The organism is Sphingomonas sp. R86521 (assembly GCF_042466235.1).
GTDB lineage: Bacteria > Pseudomonadota > Alphaproteobacteria > Sphingomonadales > Sphingomonadaceae > Sphingomonas.
On record NZ_JAXHBY010000001.1, the window covers coordinates 685,860 to 709,728 of the forward strand.

Annotated in this window: 25 protein-coding genes; 9 read left to right on the forward strand and 16 right to left on the reverse strand. The window is 66.6% G+C overall.

Translation table 11 applies throughout. The annotated features are described in order from the left end of the window. Nucleotides 1–96 precede the first annotated feature (96 nt). The 6 genes from poxB to SJY20_RS03395 all read right to left on the reverse strand — a co-directional run bounded on the left by poxB (nt 97) and on the right by SJY20_RS03395 (nt 5,131). Nucleotides 97–1,845, reverse strand: a complete 1,749-nt coding sequence (poxB, locus tag SJY20_RS03370; protein ID WP_380785191.1) for a ubiquinone-dependent pyruvate dehydrogenase — start codon at nt 1,843–1,845, stop codon at nt 97–99. A 102-nt stretch (nt 1,846–1,947) separates the two neighbouring features. Then, entirely contained in the window at nt 1,948–2,787 is an 840-nt protein-coding gene (locus SJY20_RS03375; protein ID WP_380788542.1) for an alpha/beta fold hydrolase, read from the reverse strand. Between the two features lie 14 nt (nt 2,788–2,801). Then, the gene (locus tag SJY20_RS03380; protein ID WP_380788544.1) at nt 2,802–3,227 is read right to left on the reverse strand and encodes a hypothetical protein; all 426 of its coding nucleotides are present in this window, start codon (nt 3,225–3,227) and stop codon (nt 2,802–2,804) included. Beyond that, complete coding sequence (locus SJY20_RS03385; protein ID WP_380785192.1) at nt 3,227–3,565, reverse strand: hypothetical protein; 339 nt, start codon at nt 3,563–3,565, stop codon at nt 3,227–3,229. The genes SJY20_RS03380 and SJY20_RS03385 overlap by 1 nt, the downstream gene beginning before the upstream one ends. Nucleotides 3,566–3,643: 78 nt before the next feature. Further along, complete coding sequence (locus SJY20_RS03390) at nt 3,644–4,084, reverse strand: CoA-binding protein (RefSeq protein ID WP_380785193.1); 441 nt, start codon at nt 4,082–4,084, stop codon at nt 3,644–3,646. A gap of 96 nt (nt 4,085–4,180) precedes the next feature. After that, nucleotides 4,181–5,131, reverse strand: a complete 951-nt coding sequence (locus tag SJY20_RS03395; protein WP_380785194.1) for an Mrp/NBP35 family ATP-binding protein — start codon at nt 5,129–5,131, stop codon at nt 4,181–4,183. A 70-nt stretch (nt 5,132–5,201) separates the two neighbouring features. Between SJY20_RS03395 and hflK the strand changes: the two genes are divergently transcribed. The 5 genes from hflK to SJY20_RS03420 all read left to right on the forward strand — a co-directional run bounded on the left by hflK (nt 5,202) and on the right by SJY20_RS03420 (nt 11,902). Beyond that, on the forward strand, nt 5,202–6,320 hold the full coding sequence (gene hflK / locus SJY20_RS03400; RefSeq protein ID WP_380788546.1) for a protease modulator HflK: 1,119 nt from the start codon (nt 5,202–5,204) through the stop codon (nt 6,318–6,320). Then, nucleotides 6,317–7,177, forward strand: coding sequence for a protease modulator HflC (hflC, locus tag SJY20_RS03405; protein WP_380785195.1), 861 nt, complete (start codon nt 6,317–6,319; stop codon nt 7,175–7,177). The genes hflK and hflC overlap by 4 nt, the downstream gene beginning before the upstream one ends. Nucleotides 7,178–7,271: 94 nt before the next feature. Further along, nucleotides 7,272–8,822, forward strand: a complete 1,551-nt coding sequence (locus tag SJY20_RS03410) for a Do family serine endopeptidase (RefSeq protein WP_380785196.1) — start codon at nt 7,272–7,274, stop codon at nt 8,820–8,822. A 118-nt stretch (nt 8,823–8,940) separates the two neighbouring features. Further along, entirely contained in the window at nt 8,941–10,590 is a 1,650-nt protein-coding gene (locus SJY20_RS03415) for a helicase HerA-like domain-containing protein (RefSeq protein ID WP_380785197.1), read from the forward strand. A gap of 82 nt (nt 10,591–10,672) precedes the next feature. Next, on the forward strand, nt 10,673–11,902 hold the full coding sequence (locus tag SJY20_RS03420) for a M20 family metallopeptidase (RefSeq protein WP_380785198.1): 1,230 nt from the start codon (nt 10,673–10,675) through the stop codon (nt 11,900–11,902). 180 nt (nt 11,903–12,082) lie between these two features. Here the strand turns inward: SJY20_RS03420 and SJY20_RS03425 are convergent, their stop codons facing one another. From SJY20_RS03425 to SJY20_RS03440, 4 genes are all read right to left on the reverse strand, one after another. Next, on the reverse strand, nt 12,083–12,745 hold the full coding sequence (locus tag SJY20_RS03425) for an outer membrane protein (RefSeq protein ID WP_380785200.1): 663 nt from the start codon (nt 12,743–12,745) through the stop codon (nt 12,083–12,085). 256 nt (nt 12,746–13,001) lie between these two features. Beyond that, the gene (locus SJY20_RS03430) at nt 13,002–13,184 is read right to left on the reverse strand and encodes a hypothetical protein (RefSeq protein ID WP_380785201.1); all 183 of its coding nucleotides are present in this window, start codon (nt 13,182–13,184) and stop codon (nt 13,002–13,004) included. Between the two features lie 52 nt (nt 13,185–13,236). Further along, a complete protein-coding gene (locus tag SJY20_RS03435; RefSeq protein WP_380785202.1) occupies nt 13,237–13,578 on the reverse strand; it encodes a DNA primase in 342 nt (113 codons plus the stop codon). Between the two features lie 68 nt (nt 13,579–13,646). Then, entirely contained in the window at nt 13,647–14,900 is a 1,254-nt protein-coding gene (locus tag SJY20_RS03440) for a multidrug effflux MFS transporter (protein ID WP_380785203.1), read from the reverse strand. A 310-nt stretch (nt 14,901–15,210) separates the two neighbouring features. On the opposite strand from SJY20_RS03440, the gene SJY20_RS03445 reads away from it, so the two are divergent. Then, nucleotides 15,211–16,164: an isopenicillin N synthase family dioxygenase gene (locus SJY20_RS03445; RefSeq protein ID WP_380785204.1), complete on the forward strand. Its 954-nt coding sequence runs from the start codon at nt 15,211–15,213 to the stop codon at nt 16,162–16,164. Nucleotides 16,165–16,522: 358 nt separating this feature from the next. Next, nucleotides 16,523–16,981, forward strand: a complete 459-nt coding sequence (locus SJY20_RS03450; protein WP_380785205.1) for a thermonuclease family protein — start codon at nt 16,523–16,525, stop codon at nt 16,979–16,981. A gap of 52 nt (nt 16,982–17,033) precedes the next feature. Here the strand turns inward: SJY20_RS03450 and SJY20_RS03455 are convergent, their stop codons facing one another. Beyond that, on the reverse strand, nt 17,034–17,228 hold the full coding sequence (locus SJY20_RS03455; RefSeq protein ID WP_380785206.1) for a hypothetical protein: 195 nt from the start codon (nt 17,226–17,228) through the stop codon (nt 17,034–17,036). Next, nucleotides 17,228–17,680: a hypothetical protein gene (locus SJY20_RS03460; protein WP_380785207.1), complete on the reverse strand. Its 453-nt coding sequence runs from the start codon at nt 17,678–17,680 to the stop codon at nt 17,228–17,230. The genes SJY20_RS03455 and SJY20_RS03460 overlap by 1 nt, the downstream gene beginning before the upstream one ends. Nucleotides 17,681–18,409: 729 nt before the next feature. Here SJY20_RS03460 and SJY20_RS03465 point away from each other — a divergent pair. Next, complete coding sequence (locus SJY20_RS03465; RefSeq protein WP_380785208.1) at nt 18,410–19,201, forward strand: hypothetical protein; 792 nt, start codon at nt 18,410–18,412, stop codon at nt 19,199–19,201. A gap of 473 nt (nt 19,202–19,674) precedes the next feature. On the opposite strand, the gene SJY20_RS03470 is transcribed toward SJY20_RS03465, so the two are convergent. From SJY20_RS03470 to SJY20_RS03480, 3 genes are read right to left on the reverse strand one after another with little or no spacing between them, the layout of a single operon-like run. Continuing rightward, nucleotides 19,675–20,730: a ribonucleotide-diphosphate reductase subunit beta gene (locus tag SJY20_RS03470; protein ID WP_380785209.1), complete on the reverse strand. Its 1,056-nt coding sequence runs from the start codon at nt 20,728–20,730 to the stop codon at nt 19,675–19,677. Nucleotides 20,731–20,746: 16 nt separating this feature from the next. Beyond that, nucleotides 20,747–20,974, reverse strand: coding sequence for a hypothetical protein (locus tag SJY20_RS03475; RefSeq protein WP_380785210.1), 228 nt, complete (start codon nt 20,972–20,974; stop codon nt 20,747–20,749). Continuing rightward, nucleotides 20,971–21,174: a hypothetical protein gene (locus SJY20_RS03480; protein ID WP_380785211.1), complete on the reverse strand. Its 204-nt coding sequence runs from the start codon at nt 21,172–21,174 to the stop codon at nt 20,971–20,973. Before SJY20_RS03480 ends, SJY20_RS03475 begins: the two co-directional genes overlap by 4 nt. Nucleotides 21,175–21,230: 56 nt before the next feature. Here SJY20_RS03480 and SJY20_RS03485 point away from each other — a divergent pair, with 56 nt between their 5' ends. Further along, nucleotides 21,231–21,491, forward strand: a complete 261-nt coding sequence (locus SJY20_RS03485) for a DUF2171 domain-containing protein (protein WP_380785212.1) — start codon at nt 21,231–21,233, stop codon at nt 21,489–21,491. Between the two features lie 444 nt (nt 21,492–21,935). Here the strand turns inward: SJY20_RS03485 and SJY20_RS03490 are convergent, their stop codons facing one another. Then, nucleotides 21,936–23,855, reverse strand: coding sequence for an alpha-L-fucosidase (locus SJY20_RS03490; RefSeq protein WP_380785213.1), 1,920 nt, complete (start codon nt 23,853–23,855; stop codon nt 21,936–21,938). Between the last annotated feature and the right edge of the window lie 14 nt (nt 23,856–23,869).

Below are 23,869 nucleotides of genomic sequence, written 5' to 3' on the forward strand. Positions count from 1 at the left end.
GCGAACGCTGGGATCCAGAGCCACGAAGCGTGACGCTGGTGGCTCTGGATCCTGACTTCCGTCAGGATGACGGAAGAAGCAAATGATCGGACGGCGTTACAGGAATCGCTTCAGCAGCCCGACGTTGGTCTTGCCGAGTTCGATCACCGAATCGCCGCGGCCGCTCAGGATCGCCTTGGCCATGTAGAGGCTGAAGCCCTTCATCTGCTCGATCGTGATCGTCGGCGGCATCGACAGTTCGGTGCGCGCGGTGACCGCGTCGAGCAGCGCTGGGCCCGGATGCGCGAGGACGTCGCGGACGCCCGCCTCGACCTCGCCCGGATCGGTGACGCGGACGCCGTGCAGGCCGATCGCGCGCGCCATCGCCGCGAAGTCGGGATTGTCGAGTTCGACCCCGGTCTCGATCAGCCCTGCCGCCTTCATCTCCATCTCGACGAACCCGAGCGTGCCGTTGTTGAAGACGATGATCTTCACCGGCAGATTCAGCTGCTTGATCGTCAGCAGCTCGCCCATCAGCATAGCGAGGCCGCCGTCGCCCGACAGCGTCACTACCTGCCGGCCGGGATAGGACGCCTGTGCGCCGATCGCCTGGGGCAAAGCGTTGGCCATCGAGCCATGGTTGAATGAGCCGAGCAGGCGGCGGCGGCCGTTCATCTTGAGGTAGCGCGCGGCCCAGACCGTCGGCGTCCCGACGTCGCAGGCGAACACCGCGTCGTCCGATGCCTGTTCGCTGAGGACGCGGGCGACGTGCTGGGGGTGGATGATACCGCTGCCGGGCTTGCCGTGCGAGAGGTCGTCGAGACCCTTGCGGGCCTTCGCGTAATCCTCCCGCGAGTCCTGCAGGAAGGCGCTGTCGCGCGCGATCGTCAGGTGCGGCAGCAGCGCGGCGATGGTCGCGCCGACATCGCCGATCAGCCCGATATCGATGCCGGTGCGGCGGCCGAGATTTTCGGACCGGATATCGATCTGCGCCACCTTGGCCTTGGTCGGCAGGAACTGGCGATAGGGGAAGTCGGTGCCGAGCATCAGCAGCGTGTCGCAGCCCATCATCGCGTCGTATCCCGACGAGAAACCGATCAGGCCGGTCATGCCGACGTCATAGGGGTTGTCGTATTCGACGAACTCCTTGCCGCCGAGCGCGTGGACGATCGGCGCCTGCAACGCCCTGGCGAGATCGAGCAGCGCGGCGTGCGCGGTGCGGCAGCCGCGGCCGGCGAGGATGGTGACGCGACCCGAGCTGTTGAGCAGCGCCGCGAGCTCCGCGACCCCCGCCGCATCCGGGACGATGGTCGCAGGCGCGGGTAGCAGCGCGCCGGCGTTGCGTGCGAGCGTTCCGGTCGTGGTCCTGAGCGCGACGTCGCCCGACATCGCCACCACCGATACGCCGCGCTGGCCGACCGCGGCGCGGATCGCGGTGTCGAGGGTGCGGGGCATCTGGTCGGCGTCGGAGATCGTCTCGCAATAGACGCTGCATTCGCGGAACAGCGCTTCCGGCCGGGTTTCCTGGAAATAGTTCGAGCCGACCTCGCCGGTCGGCACCTGCGCGGCGATCGCCAGCACGGGGACACGGGTGCGGTGGCAATCGTAGAGCCCGTTGATCAGATGCATGTTGCCGGGACCGCACGACCCGGCACAGACCGCGAGCTTGCCGGTCAGCTGCGCTTCGGCGCCGGCGGCGAAGGCTGCGGCTTCCTCGTTGCGGACATGGATCCAGTCGATCTTGCCCTGGCGGCGCAGGCTGTCGGTCAGGCCGTTGAGGCTGTCGCCGACCACGCCGTAGATCCGCTCGACCCCCGCGAGATGCAGCGTTTCGGCGAACAGATCCGCGATCACGGTCTTCGACATGCAGGGCTCCTGAACTGACGGTATGGCGTCTCCAACGGACCGCCCGCGGTGCCTGTTCCGCCACGCGCGCAGTAAGCGCGGCGGAACGTCGGCGTCGGGCGATCAGCTGCGGATGAAGGCGAGCAGATCGGGGTTCAGGACCTCGGGATTGATCGTGAGCATGCCGTGGCCGAACCCCGGATAGATTTTCAGGGTCGCGTTGGGCAGAAGCTCGGCCTGGAGTTCGGCGGCGTTCTTGTAGGGTACGATCTGGTCGTCGTCGCCCTGCAGGACGAGCGTCGGGACGGTGATCGCCTTGAGGTCGTCGGTCTGGTCGGTCTCCGAGAATGCCTTGATCCCGGCGTGATGCGCCAGCGCGCTGCCGATCATGCCCTGACGCCACCAATTGCCGATGACGCCTTCGCTGACGGTCGCACCGGGGCGGTTGAAGCCGTAAAACGGCCCGGCGGCGACATCGCGGTAGAATTGCGCGCGGTTGGCGGCGAGGCCGTTGCGGAAGCCGTCGAACACCTCCATCGGCAGGCCGCCCGGGTAGCGATCGGTCTTGAGCATGATCGGCGGGACCGAGCTGACCAGCACCGCCTTGGCGACGCGACCGGCGGGCAGACCGTGCTGCGCGACATAGCGCGCGACCTCGCCACCGCCGGTCGAGTGACCGATATGGACGGCGTTGCGCAGGTCGAGATGCTCGACGACGGCGGCGGCATCGGCGGCATAATGGTCCATGTCGTGGCCGGTGCCGATCTGGCTCGACCGGCCGTGTCCGCGACGATCATGCGCGACGACGCGGAACCCGTTGGCGAGGAAGAACAGCATCTGGCCGTCCCAGTCGTCCGACGACAGCGGCCAGCCGTGATGGAACATGATCGGCTGGGCATCCTTGGGACCCCAGTCCTTGTAAAAGATCTCGGCACCGTCGCTCGTGGTCACATAGCTCGTCATCATGGTTTCCGATCTTAGGGCGAAGGCTTTGGCGGAATCGGATCGTCGAGCAGGATCGGCACGCGGCCGCGTTTGTCGGGCTTCTTTGCGAGCGCGCTTTTCACCAACCCGATTGCACCATCGACGGCCTTGGGTAGCACGTATCCGCCAAAGCCAACCGGGCAATCCTCGCCGTACGCGCCGCATTCATTGCCGACGGGCTTGCCGTTCAGCGCGACCGAGGCGAGCATGTCGGGGTTCGACGGCATCGGCCGGTCGGGTACGCCGCGAAAGTCGCGCAACGGCAGGCGCGGGGTGATCGCGTCCGGGCGACCGCAGACGATGACGTCGGTGCCCTTGTCGTCGGTGGCGCTGGCGCATGGGTCGACCAGGATCGAGAAGCGCTCGGGCGCTGGGGCGGGGGCCGGAGCCGCCTGAAGGAGCGCCAGGAGGACAAGCATCACGGTGCAGGGGGACGCATGCCGGCGAACTTCGCGCCGCCTTCGCCCCCGACGGTCGCGGTTACGCCCGCGGCACCGCCACCGACGAGGAACGGACCCATATCCTCCATCGGAGTGCGGGCATGGGTGAGGGTGGCGCGCTGTTCGGCGACGTTGTCGCGCCGCGAAGGCGTAGTCACGAGTGGGGCGCGGAAGCGATCGGCACGGCGGAGGCCGCAGACGGTTACGTCCGTAGTGTCTGTGGTCAGGACGCAGCGATTCTCTGCGCTTGTCATGCGGCGCGCAGTATCCACCAGCGCGGCGGCGTCAGCCTGAAGTGCAAAGAGAAACAGCAGCATCGCGTACCTCGCATCGGCGGACGCCACGATGCTGCCCGATCGGTGCGAAGAGCGCCAGTTGCGATTAGCGTTTCGGGATCATTCCCGGTCGGGTTCGATCGGCGCGACGCCCAGCGCCGGAATGTCGATCGCGGGGCAGCGGTCCATCACGACCTGCAGTCCCGCCGCCTCGGCGCGGGCGGCGGCTTCCTGGTTGATGACGCCGAGCTGCATCCAGACCGCCTTCGCACCGGCGGCGATCGCCTGGTCGACGGCCTCGCCTGCCGCGGCCGAATTGCGGAAGATATCGACGATGTCGATCGGATCGCCGAGTTGCGAGAGGTCGCGGAAAACGAATTCGCTGTGGACGTGCTCGCCGGTGATCTGTGGATTGACCGGGATCACGCGGTAGCCGTGCGCCTGCAGCCTCGCCATGACGCCGTAGGAGGGGCGGTCCGGGCGGTCGGAGGCACCGATCATCGCGATCGTGCGGGCGCCTTCGAGCAGCGCCTTGATATCGGCATCGGCGGTAAGCGGCATCGATGCCTCCCATCTAGGAAACTGGTCCGCTCGTACCGTGACTCTACGCGTCAGGTACGACCGGTAATCCATGAACGTCGAACCGCCCGTCCGGTTTCATAGCGTAGCGAGCCATGCGACGAGCCGTGCCGCCAACGGCGCGAATACCGTATCGCCGGGCTCGGCGGCGGGGGGCTTGCCGGCATCCGATGCGGTACGCAGCGCGATCGTCAGGGGTACGCGACCGAGGAAGGGAATGCCGAGTTCGGCGGCCGCCGCTTCCGCGCCGCCGTTGCCGAACGGGTCGGAGGATTCGCCGCAATGCGGGCAGACATAACCGGCCATGTTCTCGACCAGCCCGATGATCGGCACGCCCGCTTTCTCGAACAGGTCGATCGCGCGGCGGGCGTCGATCAGCGCGAGGTCCTGCGGGGTGGATACGATCACCGCGCCTGCCGGGCGGTATTTCTGCACCATCGTCAGCTGGACGTCGCCGGTGCCTGGCGGGAGGTCGAGCACCAGGGTGTCGACAGCGCCCCAGTCCGCCTCGACCAGCTGGCCGAGCGCGCCGGCCGCCATCGGTCCGCGCCAGGCTAGTGCGCGGCCGGGTTCGACGAGTTGGCCCATCGATAGCAGCGGTACGCCGTACGGGGTCGGGACCGGATCGAGCACCTTGTCCTTGGCAGTCGGGCGGGTGCCCTCGACGCCCATCAGCCGGGGTTGCGAGGGGCCGTAGATGTCGGCGTCGACGAGGCCGACGCGACGCCCGGCCTTCGACAGCGCGATCGCAAGATTGGCGGAGAGCGTCGATTTGCCAACGCCGCCCTTGCCGCTGGCGACCGCGATCAGGCGGCGGGTGCTGCGTTCGGCGGTCATCGCGATGCGGACCTCGGCGATGCCCGGCTGGGTCGCGGCCATGCGCACGGTTGCTTCAAGGGCATCGCGCGCCTGCGGGTCGAGCCCGGTGGCGTCGATGACGACGCCCAGCCGGGCACCCTCCAAACGGACCGTGGCGCGCGCGCCGGCTACTGCGGCGATCGCCGCCTTTACCGCTTCGATGTCGATCATGGTCCGGCAGATAGGGTCGCGGCGCGCGCTTGGCACTGTTTTTCCGCCGCCGCGGTCCTATAAAGGCATGATGACGATCTTCTCGCGCTGGTTCCGGCGTCCCCCTATCCTTGCCGCAGAAATTCCAAAAGGCCCGTGGGGCGGGTCCGGCGATGATGGAAACGGCGGCGGTACGGGCGGCCCGCGCAATCCCTGGGCGACGCCGCCGGGTGGCCGCAAGGGTGCGGTCAAGCCGAGTGCGCTCGACGAGTTCCTGCGCAAGGCGCGCAACACCGGTGGCGGCGGCAACGGCGGCGGCGGCAATTTCGGGGGGCTGCCCTCGGGCGCCAACGCCCGCACGCTGTGGGCGATCGGCGTCGTGGTCATCCTTGTCGCCTGGGTGCTGTTCACGTCGGTGCACCAGATCGGCCCGCAGCAGCGCGGCGTCGTGACCTATTTCGGGCAATATGCCGGGACGTTGGAGCCCGGCCTGCGGGTGACGCTGCCGGCACCGTTCGCGGACGTCGACGTGGTCGATGTGCAGAAGATCCGCACCGACAATTTTCCCGTCGGCGAGGGTGAGAACCTGACCCTGACCGGCGACCAGAACATCATCGACCTGGCGTATTCGGTACGCTGGGACATCGCCGATCCGCGCGATTACGTGTTCCAGCTGGCCCAGCCGCAGGACACCGTGCGCGCCGCCGCCGAGAGCGCGATGCGCGCGGTGGTTGCGACGACGACGCTGAGCCAGGCGATCGGCACCGGCCGGACCGTGATCGAACAGCGCGTTGCCGAACTGACTCAGGCGATCCTCAACGACTACAAGTCGGGTGTCCGGATACAGGGCGTCGCGATCAAGCAGGCCGCGGCGCCGGCACGGATCGTCGAGGACTTCAACGCGGTGACCGCTGCGCAGCAGGAAGCGATCGCCAACCTCAACCAGTCGCGCTCCTATGCGCAGCAGGTCGTGGCGCGCGCGCAGGGCGAGGCAGCGTCGTTCGACAAGGTGTACGAGCAGTACAAGCTTGCGCCCGAAGTGACCCGCCGCCGGATGTATTACGAGACCATGGAGGCGGTGCTGGCCAAGACCGACAAGACGATCGTCGAGACTCCCGGCGGGGTCGTGCCGTATCTGCCGCTGTCGAACGCCAAGCGGTTGCCCGAGCCCGAGGTCGCACCCGCGACCCAGGCGGGAGCAGCCCAGTGACCGCGTTCTATCGCAACCCGGTGGTGCTGGGCTTCGTCGCGCTGGTGCTGGTGATCCTCGCCGCCGCGACCTTCGCGATCGTGCCGGAGACCAAGCAGGCGGTGATCCTGCGGTTCGGCCAGCCGATCCGTACCGTCAACGTCTGGCAGCCGGGCGTGCCGTTCGGCCAGACCGGTGCGGGCCTGATCGCGCGCATCCCGTTCATCGATCGGATCGTCTGGGTCGACAAGCGCGTGCAGGACCTGGAGCTCGACAACACGCTGGTGCTGTCGACCGACCAGCTGCGGCTCGAGGTCGATGCCTATGCGCGGTATCGGATCGTCGATCCGCGGAAGATGCGCAACGCGGTCGGCAGCGAGGATCGGATCCCCGATCAGCTGCGGCCGATCTTCGGCTCGGCGCTGCGCAACGAGCTCGGCAAGCGGCAGTTCGTCGAACTGCTCAGCCCCGAGCGTGGGCAGTTGATGGACAATATCCAGATCGGGCTGCAGCGCGTCGCCAGCCAGTACGGCGTCGAGATCGTCGACGTCCGCATCAAGCAGGCGAACCTGCCGGTCGGTCTGCCGCTGGATAGCGCGCTCAAGCGCATGCAGAGCGCGCGCCAGCAGGAGGCGATCACGATCCGTGCCGAGGGCCAGAAGCAGGCGCAGATCGTCCGCGCACAGGCCGATGCCGATTCCGCGCGGATCTATGCCGAGAGCTTTGGCAAGGACGCCGACTTCTACGATTTCTACCGCGCGATGCAGTCGTACCGCCATACGTTCGGCGCCGATGGCACCAAGCCGGAAGGATCGACGTCGATCATTCTTTCGCCGAACAATTCTTACCTCAAGGAATTCGAGGGCCGCGGGCGTTGAACGTCTGACGACCCGTTCATATTCAAGTATCGTTCAGCATGACTTGGCGAACAGCCGTATGTCTCGACCGATCAAACGAGAGGACAACATTCCAGTGCGTTACGCCTACGCCATTACCAGTGCGCTTCTTCTAGGCGGTGCGACCGCGACACTCGCGTTGCAGCCCGGCACCGCGCAGGTCGCGCAGAACGAGCCCGGCGCGATCCAGGCGGTCTCGCCCAAGCCCGGCGCGCCGATGAGCTTTGCCGACATGGTCGCGAAGCTGCAGCCGGCGGTCGTCAACATCTCGACCAAGCAGACCATCGTCCAGAAGCAGCAGGCCAATCCGTTCGCAGGCACGCCGTTCGGCGACCTGTTCGGCGGTGGCGGCGGCCAGGGTGGCGCGCCGGTCAAGCGCGAGGGCGCGTCGCTGGGGTCGGGATTCCTGATCTCGCCGGACGGCTATGTCGTGACTAACAACCACGTGATCTCGCCGGGTGCGCAGGGCGCTACGGTGGACTCGATCACGGTCACGCTCAGCGACAAGAAGGAATATGTCGCCAAGGTGATCGGCAAGGACGCCGATTCCGATCTGGCGCTGCTCAAGATCGATGCGGCCAACCTGCCGTTCGTGAAGTTCGGCGATTCGGCCGGCGCGCGTGTCGGCGACTGGGTGGTCGCGATCGGCGAGCCGTTCGGTCTGGGCGGCACGGTTACCGCCGGGATCATCTCGGCGATCAACCGCGTCACCGGGCAGGGCGGCGCGTATGACCGCTTCATCCAGACCGATGCGTCGATCAACCAGGGCAATTCGGGCGGCCCGATGTTCGATCTCAACGGCAACGTGATCGGCGTCAATTCGCAGATCTTCAGCCAGTCGGGCGGCAATATCGGCATCGGCTTCGCGATCCCCGCGGCGACCGCGAAGCCGATCATCGCGACCCTGATGAAGGGCGGCACGATCGAGCGCGGCTATATCGGCGTGCAGCTGCAGCCGGGCGGCACGATCAACGAGGATACCGCGGCAGCGCTGGGCATCCCGAAGAACCAGGGCGAGCTGATCAACGACGTGACCGCGGGCGGCCCGTCGGCGCGCGCCGGCGTTCGCGCGGGCGACGTCGTGACCAAGGTCAACGGGCAGCAGGTCACGGTCGACCAGTCGCTGTCCTATCTGGTGTCGAACGTGAAGCCGGGCGCGACCGCGCGCCTCGATATCCTGCGCAACGGCAAGCCGGTGGTCGCAAACGTCGTGGTCGCACCGCGGCCTAGCGCCGACAAGCTGGCGGCGACGCTGGGCGGCGATGCGCAGGGCTTTGGCGGCGACGGTGACGACAACGACGGCGACGGCGCAACCGTCGCACCGGCAGCCGGCGGTGGCCTGGGTCTGAGCGTGCAGCCGCTGACCCCGGCGATCGCGCAGGCGGTCGGCGTCGAGGCGACCACGCAGGGCGTCGTGATCGCGGCGGTCGCGAACGACAGCGACGCTGCAGGCAAGCTGAAGCGCGGCGACGTGATCGTCTCGATCAACGGTGCGCCGGTGCGTACCGCTGCCGATGTCCAGGCGGCGGTCGCGGCGGCAAAGTCCGCGGGGCGTCCGCAGGTGCTGGCGCAGGTGAAGCGCGGGCGCGGTCCGGCGCAGTTCCTGCCGATCAAGATCAAGAGCTGATCCACCCCGATCGGGTTGAACAAGGGCCGTCGTTTCCGGAAGGAAGCGGCGGCCTTTTTCGTTGTGTGCAGGGCAGTCGCGCAGGGCTAGGTTCGCGTAAAGACAAACGGAGACGGCAATGAGCGACGGCATCTTTATCGGGGCCAGTGTTGGTGCAGCGGGTAAACCGCAGATCCTCGATCTGAAGCGCGCCAACCGCCACGGGCTAATCGCAGGGGCGACCGGGACCGGCAAGACGGTGACGTTGCAGGGCATCGTCGAGGGCTTTTCCTCGAACGGCGTGCCGTGCTTCGTCGCCGACGTGAAGGGCGACCTGTCGGGGCTGGCGATGGCGGGATCGCCGACCGCGAAGACGCACGATGCGTTTGCCGCTCGCGCCAAGGAGATCGGCGACACCGACTGGGTCTATGCCGACAACCCGGTGCAGTTCTGGGACCTGTACGGCGAACAGGGGCATCCGATCCGCACCACGATCAGCGAGATGGGGCCGTTGCTGCTGGCGCGGCTGATGGACCTGAACGACGTCCAGGAGGGGGTGTTGCAGATCGCCTTCCACGTCGCGGACAAGGAAGGGCTGCTGCTGCTCGATCTCGACGACCTACAGGCGATGCTGGTCGACTGTGCGGGCCGCGCGGACGAACTGACGACGACCTATGGCAATGTGTCGAAACAGTCGATCGGCGCGATCCAGCGGTCGTTGCTGCAGCTCCGCAGCCAGGGCGCGGAGCATTTCTTCGGCGAGCCGGCGCTGGAGCTGGCGGACTTCATTGGCGTCGACGATCGCGGGCGGGGGATCGTCAACATCCTCGCCGCGGACCGGTTGATGGCGAGCCCGAAGCTGTATTCGACGTTCCTGCTGTGGCTGATGAGCGAGCTATTCGAGACGCTTCCCGAGGTCGGCGACCCGGACAAGCCGAAGCTCTGCTTCTTCTTCGACGAGGCGCATCTGCTGTTCGACGACGCGCCCAAGGCGCTGCTCGACAAGATCGAACAGGTCGTCCGGCTGATCCGGTCGAAGGGCGTGGGCGTGTACTTCATCACGCAGAACCCGATCGATATTCCGGACACGGTGGCTGGGCAGCTCGGCAACCGCGTGCAGCATGCGCTGCGGGCGTTCACGCCGCGCGATCAGGCCGCGGTGAAGTCGGCGGCGGAGACGTTCCGCGCCAATCTGGGCGTCGATGTCGTCACGGCGATCACCGAGCTTAAGGTCGGCGAAGCGCTGGTGTCGCTGTTGCAGGCGGATGGATCGCCGACGCCGGTCGAACGCACGCTGATCAAGCCGCCCGCGAGCCGGGTCGGGCCGATCACGCCGCAGGAGCGGGGCGTGATGATCCAGACCGATGCGATCGGGACGAAGTACGACACGCTGGTGGACCGCGAGTCGGCAGAGGAACTGCTCGCCGCGAAGACGCAGGCGGCGGGGGCTGCTGCGGCTGCGGCCAAGGCGACGACAGAGGCAGAGAAGGCGGAGGCCGCGCAGGCGAAAGTCGATGCGCAGGCCGCCAAGGTCGCGGCGCGGGAGCAGGCGGCGCAGCAGAAGGAGGCGGATCGGCAGGACCGCGAAGCGGCGCGCGATGCGGCCAATTCGCCGTGGACCAAGATGGCGACCTCCGCCACGCGTGCCGCGAGTTCTTCGATCGGGCGGCAGGTCGCGAACGAGATCGGCAAGCAGGTGTTCGGGACGACGCGGCGACGGTCGTCAGCGAGCGGTGGTCTGGTCGGGACGGTGCTGCGCGGGGTTTTAGGGGGGCTGTTCCGGGGGTAGACTGTACCGAGAAGATTGTTCTCCCGCGAAGGCAGGAGCCCAGTCTGGATCCCCGCCTTCGCGGGGAAACAGGGAGTGCGTGATGAGCCTGGATTTCGAGACCGCAACCGGCTGGGCCGCTGTTGGCGAGGCGTCGCTCGACGAGGCGATCGACCTGCGGCGTGCGATCCATGCGGATCCGGAGATCGGGCTGCATTGCCCGCGGACGTCGGACAAGATCAAGGCGGCGCTGGCCGGCCTGCCGCTCGATATCCGTGAGGGAACATCGACCACTGGTTTCGTCGCGATCCTGCGTGGCGGTCGGGGCGGCGATGCCGGTGGCAACGGGCGCACCGTGTTGTTGCGCGGCGACATGGATGCGCTGCCGATGCAGGAAGAAACCGGGCTGCCGTTTGCGTCGAGGACCGACGGCGCGATGCATGCGTGCGGGCATGATTCGCATACCGCGATGCTGGTCGGCGCGGCCAAGGCTCTGTGTGCACGACGCGAGACGCTCGCCGGGACCGTGGTGTTCATGTTCCAGCCGGGCGAGGAGGGGCATCATGGCGCGCGGCACATGATCGCCGACGGGCTGCTCGACGATCCGCTGCCCGAGGCCGGGTTCGCACTGCACATCTCGCCGAACATGGCGATGGGAACGGTGGTCAGCCGCGCGGGGACGCTGATGGCGTCGACCGATACGCTGCGTGCGACGATCACCGGGCGCGGCGGGCATGCGGCGATGCCGCACGACTGCCTGGATCCGCTGCCGATCGCGTGCGAGATCGTGACCGCGCTGCAGGTCTATGTCGCGCGGCAGGTGGCGGTGACCGATCCCGCGGTGTTGTCGATCACCAAGCTGAACGCGGGGTCCGCGCATAACGTGATCCCGTCGACCGTCGAGATGCTCGGCACGATGCGGACGCTGTCGGAGCGGACTCGCGAGCAGCTGCGCGCGGCGTTCACGCGGATGGTCGAGGGCATTGCGGCAGCACACGGCGCGGTCGGCGAGGCGCGGATCGAGGAGGGCTATCCGGTCACCGTCAACGATCCGCGTGCGACCGCGCTGATGAAGGCGTGTGCGACCGGTCTGAACGGAGAGAAGGGCTGGGCGGTGATGCCGCCGATGATGGGCGCGGAGGATTTCTCGTACGTGCTGCAGAAGCTGCCGGGCGCGATGGCGTTCATCGGTGCGGCGCCCGAGGGCAGCGATCCGCGTACCAACCCGCCGCTGCATAATACCCGGATGACGATCGACGAGCGGGTGATGGCGCATGGCATCGCAATGCACTGTGCGGTCGCGGAACGGTTTTTAGAGAACGGGTTCGACTGACTGCCCGTCATCCCAGCGGAGGCTGGGATCTTTGTGGGGCGGGCGCTGCGCCCTTTTACGGGGAAACCCCAGCCTACGCTGGGGTGACGGACTTGAGGCGCAATCGCCCGACTTGAACGCAACGAAAAAGGGGCGGGGCCTTTCGGTCCCGCCCCTTTCGGCATTTGAGAGCTGTTAGGCTCAGAAGTGCGTGATGATGCCGAGCATCGGGCGCAGGCTCTGAGCCTTGCCCCAGGTGTTGACTTCGGCGCGGATGCGGAAGCCAGCGTTGCCGGTGATGCCCTTGAGGCCGATGTCCTGCGGACCGACTTCTGCGCCGATGCCGTAGGTCACTGCGCCATAGTCACGACCGGTGTCGCCGCCGCGGGTCGAGCGTGCCGAGAAATGGTCGAAGTTGACCCACTGGTAGCCGGCCTTCGCGTAGAACAGGCCGCTGTCGCCAGCGCGGAAGCCCGCACGGCCGGCTGCGCCGTATTCCCAGTCGATGTTGCCATCGACGCCCTTGATGACGTTGCCTTCTGCACCGACGAAGATCGGGCCGAGCGGAATGTTGACGCCAACGACGCCCTGCACCAGCGCACCGGCGGGCTTGTAGTGGCGACGGAGCGAACCGTCGGCGTTCAGAGCCTGGGGCAGGCGATGGCCGCTCTCGTTGTCGAACTGCTCCCAACCGCCCATGATGCCGACATACGGCTCGATCCCGAAGGCCTTCGAGCCGTCCGGAGCAGCGGCTTCGCCGGGCTGTGCGCTGTTGTCGGGCGCAGGCATCGTGGTGTCCTGGGCGAACGCGGGGACCGCGATCGTGGCAGCGGCGAGGGCGACGGCGAGGGATAGCTTACGCATGGATGTATGACCTTTTTTTAAACTGCGGTTCCGTGGTCCGGTCGCGATCCGCGCCTGGTCCAGGTACCTCCAAACCGGCGAATGACACTAATGTTGCATCTTAAACAGCGGCGGACGGGAACAAATCCCAGCTGTGGCCGATCGGTCACGGTTCCTTTCGCCAAAGTTAACGAACCATGGCACCGAGAAGGCTTTCCGGAGTGTCGTGCGGCCTAATCAAGGCAAACCGTCAGGTTTTGCCTTGATCCTGGGACGGTCACGGTTGCAGCGGTTTGGGCACAGGGCGGACTTTCTTCGCCTTGGCCGCGGCGTATGCGTCGATGTTGGCCTTTGCCCGGGTCGCCGCGACCGCAGTGACATCGGCAGGCTTGGCCGGCTTACGCGAGCAGGCCGACAGGTCGGTCAGTACCGCCAGGCTGATGATGATCGCGATACGCATGGCGTCTCCCCTACGTCGGAAGCGCGTGGGACGGGGGCGCGAGACCCCCCTCTTACGGTTTCAGGGCGACGTCGTCGGCATCGGTGAGGTCGTCGTCGTCGATGCTGCCATCGTCGAGCTCGTCCTGGACGTCGTCTTCGTCCTGGTCGTCCTTGTCCATGGTCACGCTGGCATCGGTTTCGCCGACCTCCTCGGAATCCATGTCGAGGTCGTCGATACCCTCGTCCTCGGCATCGTCGTCGCCGATGTCGGGATTGAGGTTGGTCATGATCACGCCGTCGGTCGGGCCGTTCCCGGTAACCTCGAGGATCTCGGCGCGCTGGCTCTCGTCATAGCCTTCTTCGTCGTAGCCGTCGTCGCCCGAGCCGGCGCTTGGTACCTGATGTCCGCCCATGTCTCACTCCTCGGCCGCGGGATGCGGGTCCATGCGAAACGAACGGCGCGAGGGCGGCGGCGGTTCCGTCAGGCCGGGCGGGAAGTCTGCGCCGGGCGGAACAGGCGGCCGCGTTCGGTGACCGCGACTGCGACCAGCGCGACCAGTCCGGCGATCAGGAAACCCAGTACCAGCGGGATGGTGGTGCGGTCGAACGCCTGGCCGATCAGCGCGCCCGCAACCGCGCCGACGGTGACGCTGACGAAGCCTTGGACGCTGGAGGCGGTGCCGGCGATGCGGCCCATATTCTCCATCGCCATCGCCGAGAAATTCGAGGTGGCAAGGCCGAAGCAACCGAGCGTCAGCGCCTGGAAGACGGTGAAGCTGACCAGATTTTCCCAGCCGAGCAGGATCGCGGCGAGGTGGAACAGCGAGACCAGGATCAGCCCGGTCAGCGCACCGTGGCTGATCAGCCGGGTGCCGAGCCGCATCACGATCCGCGAGTTGAGCAGATTGGCTACCGCCATCGTCACCGAGCTGGCGGCGAAGATCACGGGCAGCAAGGCGGGCTTTGCGAACACATCGGCCATGATCTGCTGGATCGAATTCAGATAGCCGTAGAGCCCGCCCATCAACGCGGTCGAGGCGAGCATGTAGCCGAGCGACTGGCGGTCGGTCAGCGTGACGCGCCAGTCGGCGAGGATGCGGGCGGGGGTGATCGGCAGGACGTTCTCGGGCGCCAGCGTCTCCGGCATGCGGATATGGAACCAGATCCACACCGCGGTGGTCAGCGCGGCGATGGTCGCGAAGATCAGCCGCCAGTCGCCGAACTGCAGCACCAGCCAGCCGAAGCTGGGCGCGAGGATGGGGACGATCATGAACACCATGAACGCGATCGACATCACGCGCGCCATCGCGCGGCCGTGATAGCAGTCGCGGACCAGCGCGATGGTGGCGACGCGCGCCGCGGCGATCATCGCGCCGCCCAGCACGCGGGCGACCAGCAGCAGCGTGAAGCTGCCCGCGATCGCGCAGGCGAGGTTGGCGACGACATAGGCGGCGAGCGCCCAGAGCAGCACGGTGCGGCGGCCGAAGCGGTCGGCGAGCGGTCCGTGGACGAGCTGCGCGACGCCGAAGCCGATCACGAAGGCAGTGACGACGAACTGGCGCGAATTGGCGCTGGCGACGCCCAGCGTCTCGCCGATCGCGGGGAGCGCGGGGAGCATCGAATCGATGCCGAGCGCGGTCAGCGACATCAGCGAGGCGACGAGCGCGACGAATTCGACGAAGCCGATCGGCGCGCCGCGCATCGTCGGCGAGTCGGTAGAGGGGGCAGAGGTCATGATGCGCGGGCCTTACAGAGACGGGGCGCGGTGCGGAACCCTTTGCCGTTGCTGCGCCGCGCCGTAGCGGCGGGCGCCGGCCGCCGCTGCGGCCCGCCGTCGGCCGCTTCTTCCTCCGTCATCCCGGGCTTGACCCGGGACCCAGAGTTACGGGCGGCGGTGCTCTTGGCTCTGGGTCCTGACTTTCGTCAGGATGACGAAGAGTGGACAGGATGACGGACGTGGTGGGTGGATGACGGCGCGAGGACGTTTGGCAAAGGCCGCGCGGCCCGCCTATATGATGCGTTCCCCAGATATGGACGCCGCCATCATGCTCGATACCCCCGCCGCCCAGGTTCCGACCCTCAGCCTCGCCATGCAGGACAGCGACCCCGACGGCTTTGCCGCGGCGTTCGGCGGGTCGTTCGAACGGTACGGCTTTGCGGTGATCGCCGACCACGGCATCCCTGCCGAGCTGATCGACCGCGCCTGGGCCGAGACCAAGTTGCTGTTCGAGCTGCCCGAGGACGAGAAGCGGCGCTACCATGTCCCCGGCGGCGGCGGCGCGCGCGGCTATACGCCGTTCAAGACCGAGATCGCCAAGGACGCCAAGGTCGTCGACCTCAAGGAATTCTGGCACGTCGGCCGTGAGTTGGCGGGGGGGCACCGCTATGCCGACCAGATGGCGCCGAACATCTGGCCCGAGCGGCCCGAGGGCTTCAAGTCGGTGTTCGTCGAGCTGTTCGCGGCGTTCGATGCCGCCGGCGACCGGTTGCTGTCGGCGATCGCGCGGCACCTCGGGCTGGCACCGGACTGGTTCGACCCGGCGGTCAAGGATGGCAACAGCGTGCTGCGGCTGCTGCACTATCCGCCGATCCCCGCCGATGCCGAGGGCGTGCGGGCCGGGGCGCATGAGGACATCAACCTGATCACGTTGCTGCTCGGCGCCGAGGAGGCCGGGCTCGAGCTGCTCGGCAGCGACGGGCAGTGGCTGGCGATCAAGCCGCCCGAGGGCGCGATGGTGGTGAATGTCGGCGACATGTTGCAGCGGCTGACCAACCACGTGCTGCCGTCGACCACGCACCGCGTCGTCAACCCGCCGCCCGAGCGCCGCGGCCATTCGCGCTATTCGATGCCGTTCTTCCTGCATCCGGCGCCCGACTTCCTGATCGAGACTCTGCCGGGGACGGTGACCGCGGACCGGCCGAACCGCTATCCGACGCCGATCACGGCGCATGATTATTTGCACCAGCGGCTGGTCGAGATCGGGTTGGTCAAGGCGTAAGCTGGCAGGCCGGGAGGGCGCGCCCTTCTCCCCTCCCTGGAAGGGAGGGGTTGGGGGTGGGTTGTTCTCGTGGGAACGCAGCGCCCGCCCCGAACCGACCCACCCCCGACCCCTCCCTTCCAGGGAGGGGAGCGCCGGTAGGCACGCTTCGATCGCCCACTTCCGAAGGAGGAGGGAACGGATCGACTCACCTGCCGGGCACTTCGTCGCATTGCACACCGATCGGTAACCGCTCCCGCCTAGCGCGGCGGCGATGGAGCATCCGATTGAATTCCTTCGCGTTTCGACGCGCAGCCGGGCGGGGGGCCGGGCGGGGCGGCGTGGTATCTGGCGGACGAGTTTGCGGGAGGCGCGGGGCGTGTTGCTCGGCGGTGTGGCGCTCGCGTTGGCGGTCGTGGCGGTCGAGCGGACCGGCAGTGCGCCGGTAGCCCGCGCGCCCGATGGCGGACCGGATGCGGTCGCCGCGCGGTTCACGCTGTGCGGATCGGGCAAGCGGATCGACTGCGTGGTCGATGGCGACACCTTCTGGATGGCGGGCGAGAAGATCCGCATCGCCGACATCGACACGCCGGAAACCCACCCGTCGCGGTGCGCCTCCGAGGCGCGGGCGGGGCGTGCGGCGACGCTGCGGATGCAGGCGCTGCTCAACGCCGGGCCGTTCACGCTGGTGCCGATCCGGCGCGACGTCGATCGCTATGGCCGGAAGCTGCGGCGGGTGGAGCGGGGCGGCACATCGCTGGGCGCGGTGCTGGTCGGCGAGGGACTCGCGCGCGATTACGCCGGCGGCAAGCGGGCGGGGTGGTGCGGCCGGGCGTGAAAGGTCACAAAGGTCACGCCCGCGGGCGTGTTTTCGAAGGCCCCTCTTATCGTCAGGCGGGGTTCTCGGTCGGTCGATGCGGGCGATAATCGTCGTCGTCGAGCAGGTCGGCGTCGACGTCGGTGTCGATCAGCCCGGTCATCGCGGGCGCGAACGCCGCCTGCGCCGCGTCGACCGAGCGGGCGCGTGCGGCCATGTCGCCGCCGGCATCGAACAGCGCGGGGTTGAGGTTGCGCAGCAGGAACATCAGCATGCGGTCCGAGGGGATCGCATATTCCGCGACGATCCGCCCTTCGCGCCAGATCTGGCGCGCGTGCCCGACGTCGCGCGTTCGAACGCAACCGCCATCAGCCGTCCGCCCGCGCGGATCATCGCGGCGTCCCACGCGCGCGCAAAGGCGACTCCCTTCGGATGGTTGCGCAGGCGATAGGCGGAGCGCGGTGTGATGTCGGCGGCGATCGCGGCGGTCGAGATGCTGCCGGTGTTCGCGAGCGTGTTGAGGAACAGCCGCTGGCGGGCCGCAGTCCAGCCGTCGTGGCGGCGGCGGAGCTCGACGATCTCCACGCTCTCGGTGATCTCGCGCGGTGCCTGTTTAGCGACCGGGGGCGGCGGCTCGTCGTCGTAGACATATTCTTCGTGGCCGAAGGTGGTGACGATGCGACCGGTCCGCTCGCCGGCTGCCATCTTGTCCGCTCTCATGGGTCCGCTCCATCTGGTCGAGAAGCTGGACCAGTTGCGCGCGTTCGGGCGTGTAGGACAGCGGATTTTTTGGGGGGTGTCTTGAGTCCAGGACCCCTCGGATGCTGTCGGACACCATACGCGACGACGCTGTGGCATCGCTCCCCTTCCTGAAAGGGGCCTATATACGTGCTTGACCCATTACTGATCGTCGCGAAACCCCTGATGTATCCATCTTGCGAGACGGTAAGATACCCAGCCAACAGCTGCCCCAATTAAGGGGAGTGTAACGACGAGCACCCCACACCAAATGAAAGCTCCGAATGTTTCATCGGAGGTAACGCCCAAAATATCGCCCGCGATTTCGCGGGAATAGATGTAGCGCCAACGGGCGTATAATAAAGCGGTCAAGATAGCGCCGCATCCAAACCACGCGGCAGCAACTAGAATCGATATTCTACGCGTGCCCTCTTTCCAGTTCATTCCGCCCGCCCCTTATTCCGATAACCGGCTCGCCGAGGCCCACCACCCCGCCGCGCAGAGCCGGGAATGACCGGATGCGCTCCTCGCTCGGCCAAGGCCGGTTACAGGTGGTGGGTAACATCAACAAGCCGGGCTTGATAAGCGAGACTGCCTAACCAGCAGTGCCGTCTTATGAGAACAAACCGCATCCTATCACAGTCGTCTTTCTCACCCCTACCTCCGCCCTACCCCTTGCGTTGGGGGCCGGTGCGGCATAGCGGTGAGGTCATGGTCACCGCTCCGCCCGAATCACTGCTTACCATCTCGAAAGTGCGGGAGTGGAAAGTCGAACGCGACATAGTCGCCGCTAAGGTCGCAGTGCTGTCAGAAACGCTGACCGAACTAGACGGAAAGCTACAGGCGGTCTCGGAGATGTTCCCCGACCTTGATGTTGAGAAGATCGCTGCCCCAGTTACCGCCAAGGCGCTGGCGCTCGAAAATCCTAAGACTTGGCCCGACCTCGTTCTCTCGATCCTATCCAAGGCAACAGGTCCGCAAACGATGCATTCCTTGAAGGCGTCGATTGCCGAAACTGAATTCGCAGAACGCCTCGCGCGGAACGCCAATGGCTTTTACAACGCCGTTTCGCGGCTAACTAGTAGGGGAGAAATTGAGAGGGTGGGTGATACCTTTTACTCGCTCGATTTTAGGGAGCGCGTTGAAGCTGGGGGAATTGGTATCTCCGCATTGGAGATGGCTCAGGATACGCGGAAGCCTACCACACCGGAACTGGTACTGGAGACGCTGACAGGCCAAGGATATCTGACGCCCAAGCAAATCGTTGATCGCCTTAAAGGCAACGAAGACTTCGATGAGAAAATCGCTCGGAATCCGCAGTACCTCTACACGGTCTTAGGCAGAATGGTGGCGCGCAACGGTGTAGTTAAAAATAACGGGAAGTACGCGACTCCATCCGAGGCCGCGGCAATGGAACGAGAAGAGAAGACGGACGAGGCGACTGGCGTCGGCACCGCAAATTCTCCGATGCTCTTTCCTCAACCGTCCGGTTCGAGACATTAAGAGTGGAGGCGCGAATGTGAGTTAGGCCATAACGCAAAACGGGCGACCCGAGGGCCGCCCATCCTGAGATCAACCCCGAGCGACGATATGCGCCTTCGGAACGGACCGCCGTTGCACGCACCGTTTCGCATATTCCGCCGCTCTGGGCAACCTGAAAGGGCATGCCAGTGAAGCGCATTGTTAGCGGTCACTACCGCATCAAACGATTCCGCATCGAGCGCGTCAAGTCCTACTACCGCCGGTCTTGACCTAGCGTTTCCGGTGGCCGCCTAGGCGGCTTGTCGTCCACTTTAACTGGCGGGGATTGCTTAGGCGGTCCCCGCTTTTCCTTTTTAGGCGGTCCCCGCTTTGCCTTTGCGGCCGCGACATTGTCGGCAAGTTCTTTAGGGCTGGGCAAAGCCCATGTCGTCGGTCGGCTTGTAGCGCCGCCGGGAGCGGGAGTTAGCTTGCGCTAACTCCTCGCGCGGCGCGACTTACTCCGCCGCAACCCCTGCCAACGAGAACATGTCTCCACCGTCGCCCAGATCCTCGTTCGCCGCAGGACCCTTCTTCGCCGTCTGGCGCTTGTCGAAGGAGTCCCAGACGTCGTTCCACTGGCCCTTGGTCGCCGCCTTCGAATATTCGGTCGCGCGCGCTTCGAAGAAGTTGGCGTGCTCGACGCCGTTGAGCATCGGGGCGAGCCACGGCAGCGGGTGTTCGTCGATCATGTAGATCGGCTTGAGGCCAAGCTGGTTCATCCGCCAATCGGCGATGTAGCGGATGTACTTCTTGATCTCCTTGGGGGTCATGCCGTTGACCGGCCCCATCTCGAACGCGAGATCGATGAAATTGTCCTCGAGGCGGATCGTGGTCTGGCAGACGTCGGCGATGTCGTCTTTCACCGCCTTGGTCAGGCACTGGCGCTCGGCGCAGAAGGTGTGGAACATCTTGATGATGCCCTCGCAGTGCAGCGTCTCGTCGCGGATCGACCAGGTGACGATCTGGCCCATGCCCTTCATCTTGTTGAAGCGCGGGAAGTTCATCAGCATCGCGAACGACGCGAACAGCTGGACGCCCTCGGTGAAGCCGCCGAACATCGCCAGCGTGCGCGCGATATCCTCGTCATTGTCGACGCCGAAGCTCTGCATGTAGTCATGCTTGTCCTTCAGCTCGGCATATTCGAGGAAGGCGCCGTATTCGCTCTCGGGCATGCCAATGGTGTCGAGCAGATGGCTGTAGGCGGCGATGTGCACCGTCTCCATGTTGCTGAACGCGGCCAGCATCATCTTGATCTCGGTCGGCTTGAACACCCGGCCGTATTTCTCGTGATAGCAGTCCTGCACCTCGACGTCGGCCTGGGTGAAGAAGCGGAAGATCTGCGTCAGCAGGTTGCGCTCGTGCTCGGTGAGCTTCTGCGCCCAGTCGCGGCAATCCTCGCCCAGGGGCACTTCCTCGGGGAGCCAGTGGAGCTGCTGCTGGCGCTTCCAGAATTCGAACGCCCAGGGGTATTCGAACGGCTTGTACTGCTTGCGGGCTTCGAGAAGGGACATGGGTACGCCTTTCGGATCAGAACAGGGTAATGACGAGAACGCCGACGGCACCGATGCCGACGAACATATAAGCTTGGCGCCGCTGTTTCTCGCGGGTGGGATAGGCGGGGCCGATGCGACCGGCGCGTTGGTCGCGCGCGCGCAGCTGGTCGCCGAACACCAGCAGCCCGGCGCCGCCGAACAGCGCGATCAGGCCGCCGATGCCGGCCATGAGCTTGGCGATGGTTTCCACCGTGTCGGTCATGGCTGTGCACCCCAGGAGTGCATCGCGGCGGCCGACATCGCGAGGACGATCGCGCCCGAGGTGAGCATGATGCCGATCATCCGGAACGCATAGACCTGGCCCTGGGTAACCCGGGGGGAGGCGAGCCGGACCAGGCATGCTATCCCGACCACGCCGAGCACGCCCGCGACGGCGAACATGATCATGACCTGCCAGGTCATGCGACCAATCCCGCGTGCGCGCGTTCTGCACCCGACACCAACACAGGAGAAGACCCATGGTCGATGCAAGCCAGATCCAGGAACATGCCGAAGTCATCGGCGCAGACGGCGTCCATGTCGGCACCGTCGATCACGTCGAGGGCAACCGCATCAAGCTGACCAAGAAGGATTCCGGCGCGCAGGTCGTCGAGGGTTCGGGCAAGCATGAAGGGCATCACCATTACATCTCGCTCGGCCTGGTCGCGGATATCGAGGACGGCAAGGTCCGCCTGAGCGCGAACGCCGACGTCGCCGTGACGTTCGAGGAAGAAGCCTGATCCAGCCCCCTCTTCCGTCGGGAGAGGGGCATTCGCCGCTGCGGCGGTGAGATCGACAAGGGCGTTCCGGATCATGCCGGGACGCCCTTTTTCGTACGAGTCGCGGGCGGTTGCGGGACGGACGGGAGCCTGCGTCGGACGCGAGGAATCCTGGCTACGCTGCACACTCCACCTCCGACTTGCTCGAGAAAAAACCGTCAATCCGGGTCTGGGAATCCCACAGTGGCGACGCCCTATTTCCTACGCAGTTTCGGGGGGTACCGCTAGCCCGTATTTCCGAATTTTCGCACGAGTGGTCGGCGCCGGCCACTACTGCTAGTAGTGGGTCGGCGGGGACGGATACCATATCGGCTAGCGGCTTTATCCGGGGTCGAGGGTGGCGGACTGCCTGGAGCCGCCGACCCCGATTCGTTTTGTTCTATTCCTGTTCTTGTGGCGGCAGGATCAGGCGGGTGGCTTCGGCCGGAACGCGCCGAGTCCGGCGATCGCCAGTTTCTGTGCGGGGACGGCGGTCTCGGCGAAGGTGAATCGCAGCCAGCGGGTGGTCAGCGGGGCGCCGAATGCGATTCGCTGGGCGGCAAGCGCGTAGGCGATGTTGGGGAGTTCACCGGCGGCGACCGCGTGCCAGGCCTTGCCGTCCGGACTGGACTCGACGCGGTAGCCCCGCGGCGGTGCGGTGTTGGCCATGACCGCGCGCGACGGCGTCAGGACGAACCCGGCGAGCGTCTCCGCCGCGCCGAGATCGATCGTCACCGAGGCGGGCGCGCCGGGGGTCGGGGCGGGGGCTTTCCACGCGGTGGCGGTGTCGTCGTCGAGCAGGGCTTCGGCACCCGGCGCGGACGCTGCGGCAATCGTCCAGCGCGCGGGGGACAGCATGCCGGAGTCCGTCGGCTTGACCGCGGCGACGGGTGCGGGCGCGACCTGGCGGAACAGCGCGATCTCGCTGATCGCGGGGCAGGCCGGTCCCTCCAGGATGCGCAGCCGGAGCTGGCGCGCGGCGATCGGTTTCGGCAGGCGGATGATGCGCTGCGGGCCGATGCAGGATTTCTCGGCGAGCATCTGCCACTTGCCACCCACTTGCGCGTCGACGGCGAAGCGCGTGACGCGGAGGCCGAGCGGGAGATATTCGCGGAGGCGGATCAGGTCGAACCCGCGGCCCGGCGGCAGGTCGAGGGTGAGCGTGGGGGTGGTGATGCCGTCGGGTGACGACCAGTAGCGGGTCGGATCGCCGTCGAGGACGTTGGCGGCGACGAAGCCCGGGCCGCGGACGTGGCTGGCGCTGGCGACGGCGCCGCGGGCGAGATCGGTGGCATAGGTCGCGGCCTGCGCGGCGCCGAACGACCGCAGCACCGCGACGTCGATGTCTGCAAGCCGGCCACGCTGATCGGGCGGTAGATTGAGGTTGAGGTTGGTGCCGCGTCCGATCGATTCGTCGTACAGCGTCAGCAGGCGCGCGGGTGTCTTGACCTTCGAATCCTCGTCGGCGTGGTGGAACCAGCCGGGGCGGATCGAGACGTCGGTCTCGGCCGGCCACCAGAGCGGCGCGCCGCGCACCCCCGAATTGCCCTCGGTCTGGACATAGGGATGGTTCGGCATCGTCGGCCAGCACGGATCGCCGGCGACGCCGTCCTCGTTGCCGACCCAGCGGACGTCGGCGCCGAGCGGATCGAAGGTGCACGCCATCGGCTGATGCTGGTGGACCAGCGCGATGATCGACGGCCAGTTATAGTATTTCGGCGCGTCGATCTTTCGCGTCTCGCGCGCGCCGCCGTAATAGCCGTCGCCGCCGTTGGCGCCGTCGAACCAGAATTCGAACAGCGCGCCGTAGCGGGTGCAGAGTTCGACCACCTGTTTGCGGAAATACTCGACATAGGCCGGGCGGCCGTACTCCGCGTGGTTGCGATCCCAGGGCGAGAGATAGAGGCCGAAATCGAGACCGGCGCGGCGAGTGGCGCGCTCCATCTCGCCGACGACATCGCCCTTGCCGCCCTTGTAGGGGCTGTTGCGGATGCAATGTTCGGTCAGCATCGTCGGCCAAAGGCAGAAGCCGTCGTGATGCTTGGCGGTCAGGATGATCCCGCGCATGCCGCCCGCCTTGGCCGCGGCGACGATCTGGTCGGGCGAGAAGTCCGACGGATCGAAGAGCTTCGGATCCTCGTCGCCGAAGCCCCATTCGCGATCGGTGAAGGTGTTGATCGAGAAATGCACGAAGGCATATTGCTCGCGCGCATGCCAGGCGAGCTGGCGCTTCGAGGGCGTCGCGCCCCACGGTTCGGGCGGCGTCGCCCGGGTAGCGGCGAGCGCGGGAACGGCGGTGGCCGCAATGCCCGAGGCGAGCAGCAGGCGGCGCGAAACGTCGGTCATCATCGTCTCCAAGG

Coding starts and splice junctions, on each gene's coding strand:
- SJY20_RS03455 (WP_380785206.1), bottom strand. CDS start 17,228: ATGTTCCTGCTGCGCAACCTCAACCCCGCGCTGTTCGATGCCGGCGGC.
- SJY20_RS03395 (WP_380785194.1), bottom strand. CDS start 5,131: ATGATCGACATCGAAGCGGTAAAGGCGGCGATCGCCGCAGTAGCCGGC.
- hflK (WP_380788546.1), top strand. CDS start 5,202: ATGACGATCTTCTCGCGCTGGTTCCGGCGTCCCCCTATCCTTGCCGCA.
- SJY20_RS03375 (WP_380788542.1), bottom strand. CDS start 2,787: ATGACGAGCTATGTGACCACGAGCGACGGTGCCGAGATCTTTTACAAG.
- SJY20_RS03390 (WP_380785193.1), bottom strand. CDS start 4,084: ATGCCGCTTACCGCCGATGCCGATATCAAGGCGCTGCTCGAAGGCGCC.
- SJY20_RS03380 (WP_380788544.1), bottom strand. CDS start 3,227: ATGCTTGTCCTCCTGGCGCTCCTTCAGGCGGCTCCGGCCCCCGCCCCA.
- SJY20_RS03475 (WP_380785210.1), bottom strand. CDS start 20,974: ATGACCGACACGGTGGAAACCATCGCCAAGCTCATGGCCGGCATCGGC.
- SJY20_RS03460 (WP_380785207.1), bottom strand. CDS start 17,680: ATGAGAGCGGACAAGATGGCAGCCGGCGAGCGGACCGGTCGCATCGTC.
- SJY20_RS03470 (WP_380785209.1), bottom strand. CDS start 20,730: ATGTCCCTTCTCGAAGCCCGCAAGCAGTACAAGCCGTTCGAATACCCC.
- SJY20_RS03485 (WP_380785212.1), top strand. CDS start 21,231: ATGGTCGATGCAAGCCAGATCCAGGAACATGCCGAAGTCATCGGCGCA.
- SJY20_RS03420 (WP_380785198.1), top strand. CDS start 10,673: ATGAGCCTGGATTTCGAGACCGCAACCGGCTGGGCCGCTGTTGGCGAG.
- SJY20_RS03480 (WP_380785211.1), bottom strand. CDS start 21,174: ATGACCTGGCAGGTCATGATCATGTTCGCCGTCGCGGGCGTGCTCGGC.
- SJY20_RS03435 (WP_380785202.1), bottom strand. CDS start 13,578: ATGGGCGGACATCAGGTACCAAGCGCCGGCTCGGGCGACGACGGCTAC.
- SJY20_RS03415 (WP_380785197.1), top strand. CDS start 8,941: ATGAGCGACGGCATCTTTATCGGGGCCAGTGTTGGTGCAGCGGGTAAA.
- SJY20_RS03440 (WP_380785203.1), bottom strand. CDS start 14,900: ATGACCTCTGCCCCCTCTACCGACTCGCCGACGATGCGCGGCGCGCCG.
- SJY20_RS03425 (WP_380785200.1), bottom strand. CDS start 12,745: ATGCGTAAGCTATCCCTCGCCGTCGCCCTCGCCGCTGCCACGATCGCG.
- poxB (WP_380785191.1), bottom strand. CDS start 1,845: ATGTCGAAGACCGTGATCGCGGATCTGTTCGCCGAAACGCTGCATCTC.
- SJY20_RS03430 (WP_380785201.1), bottom strand. CDS start 13,184: ATGCGTATCGCGATCATCATCAGCCTGGCGGTACTGACCGACCTGTCG.
- SJY20_RS03465 (WP_380785208.1), top strand. CDS start 18,410: ATGGTCACCGCTCCGCCCGAATCACTGCTTACCATCTCGAAAGTGCGG.
- SJY20_RS03445 (WP_380785204.1), top strand. CDS start 15,211: ATGCTCGATACCCCCGCCGCCCAGGTTCCGACCCTCAGCCTCGCCATG.
- SJY20_RS03490 (WP_380785213.1), bottom strand. CDS start 23,855: ATGACCGACGTTTCGCGCCGCCTGCTGCTCGCCTCGGGCATTGCGGCC.
- SJY20_RS03385 (WP_380785192.1), bottom strand. CDS start 3,565: ATGCTGCTGTTTCTCTTTGCACTTCAGGCTGACGCCGCCGCGCTGGTG.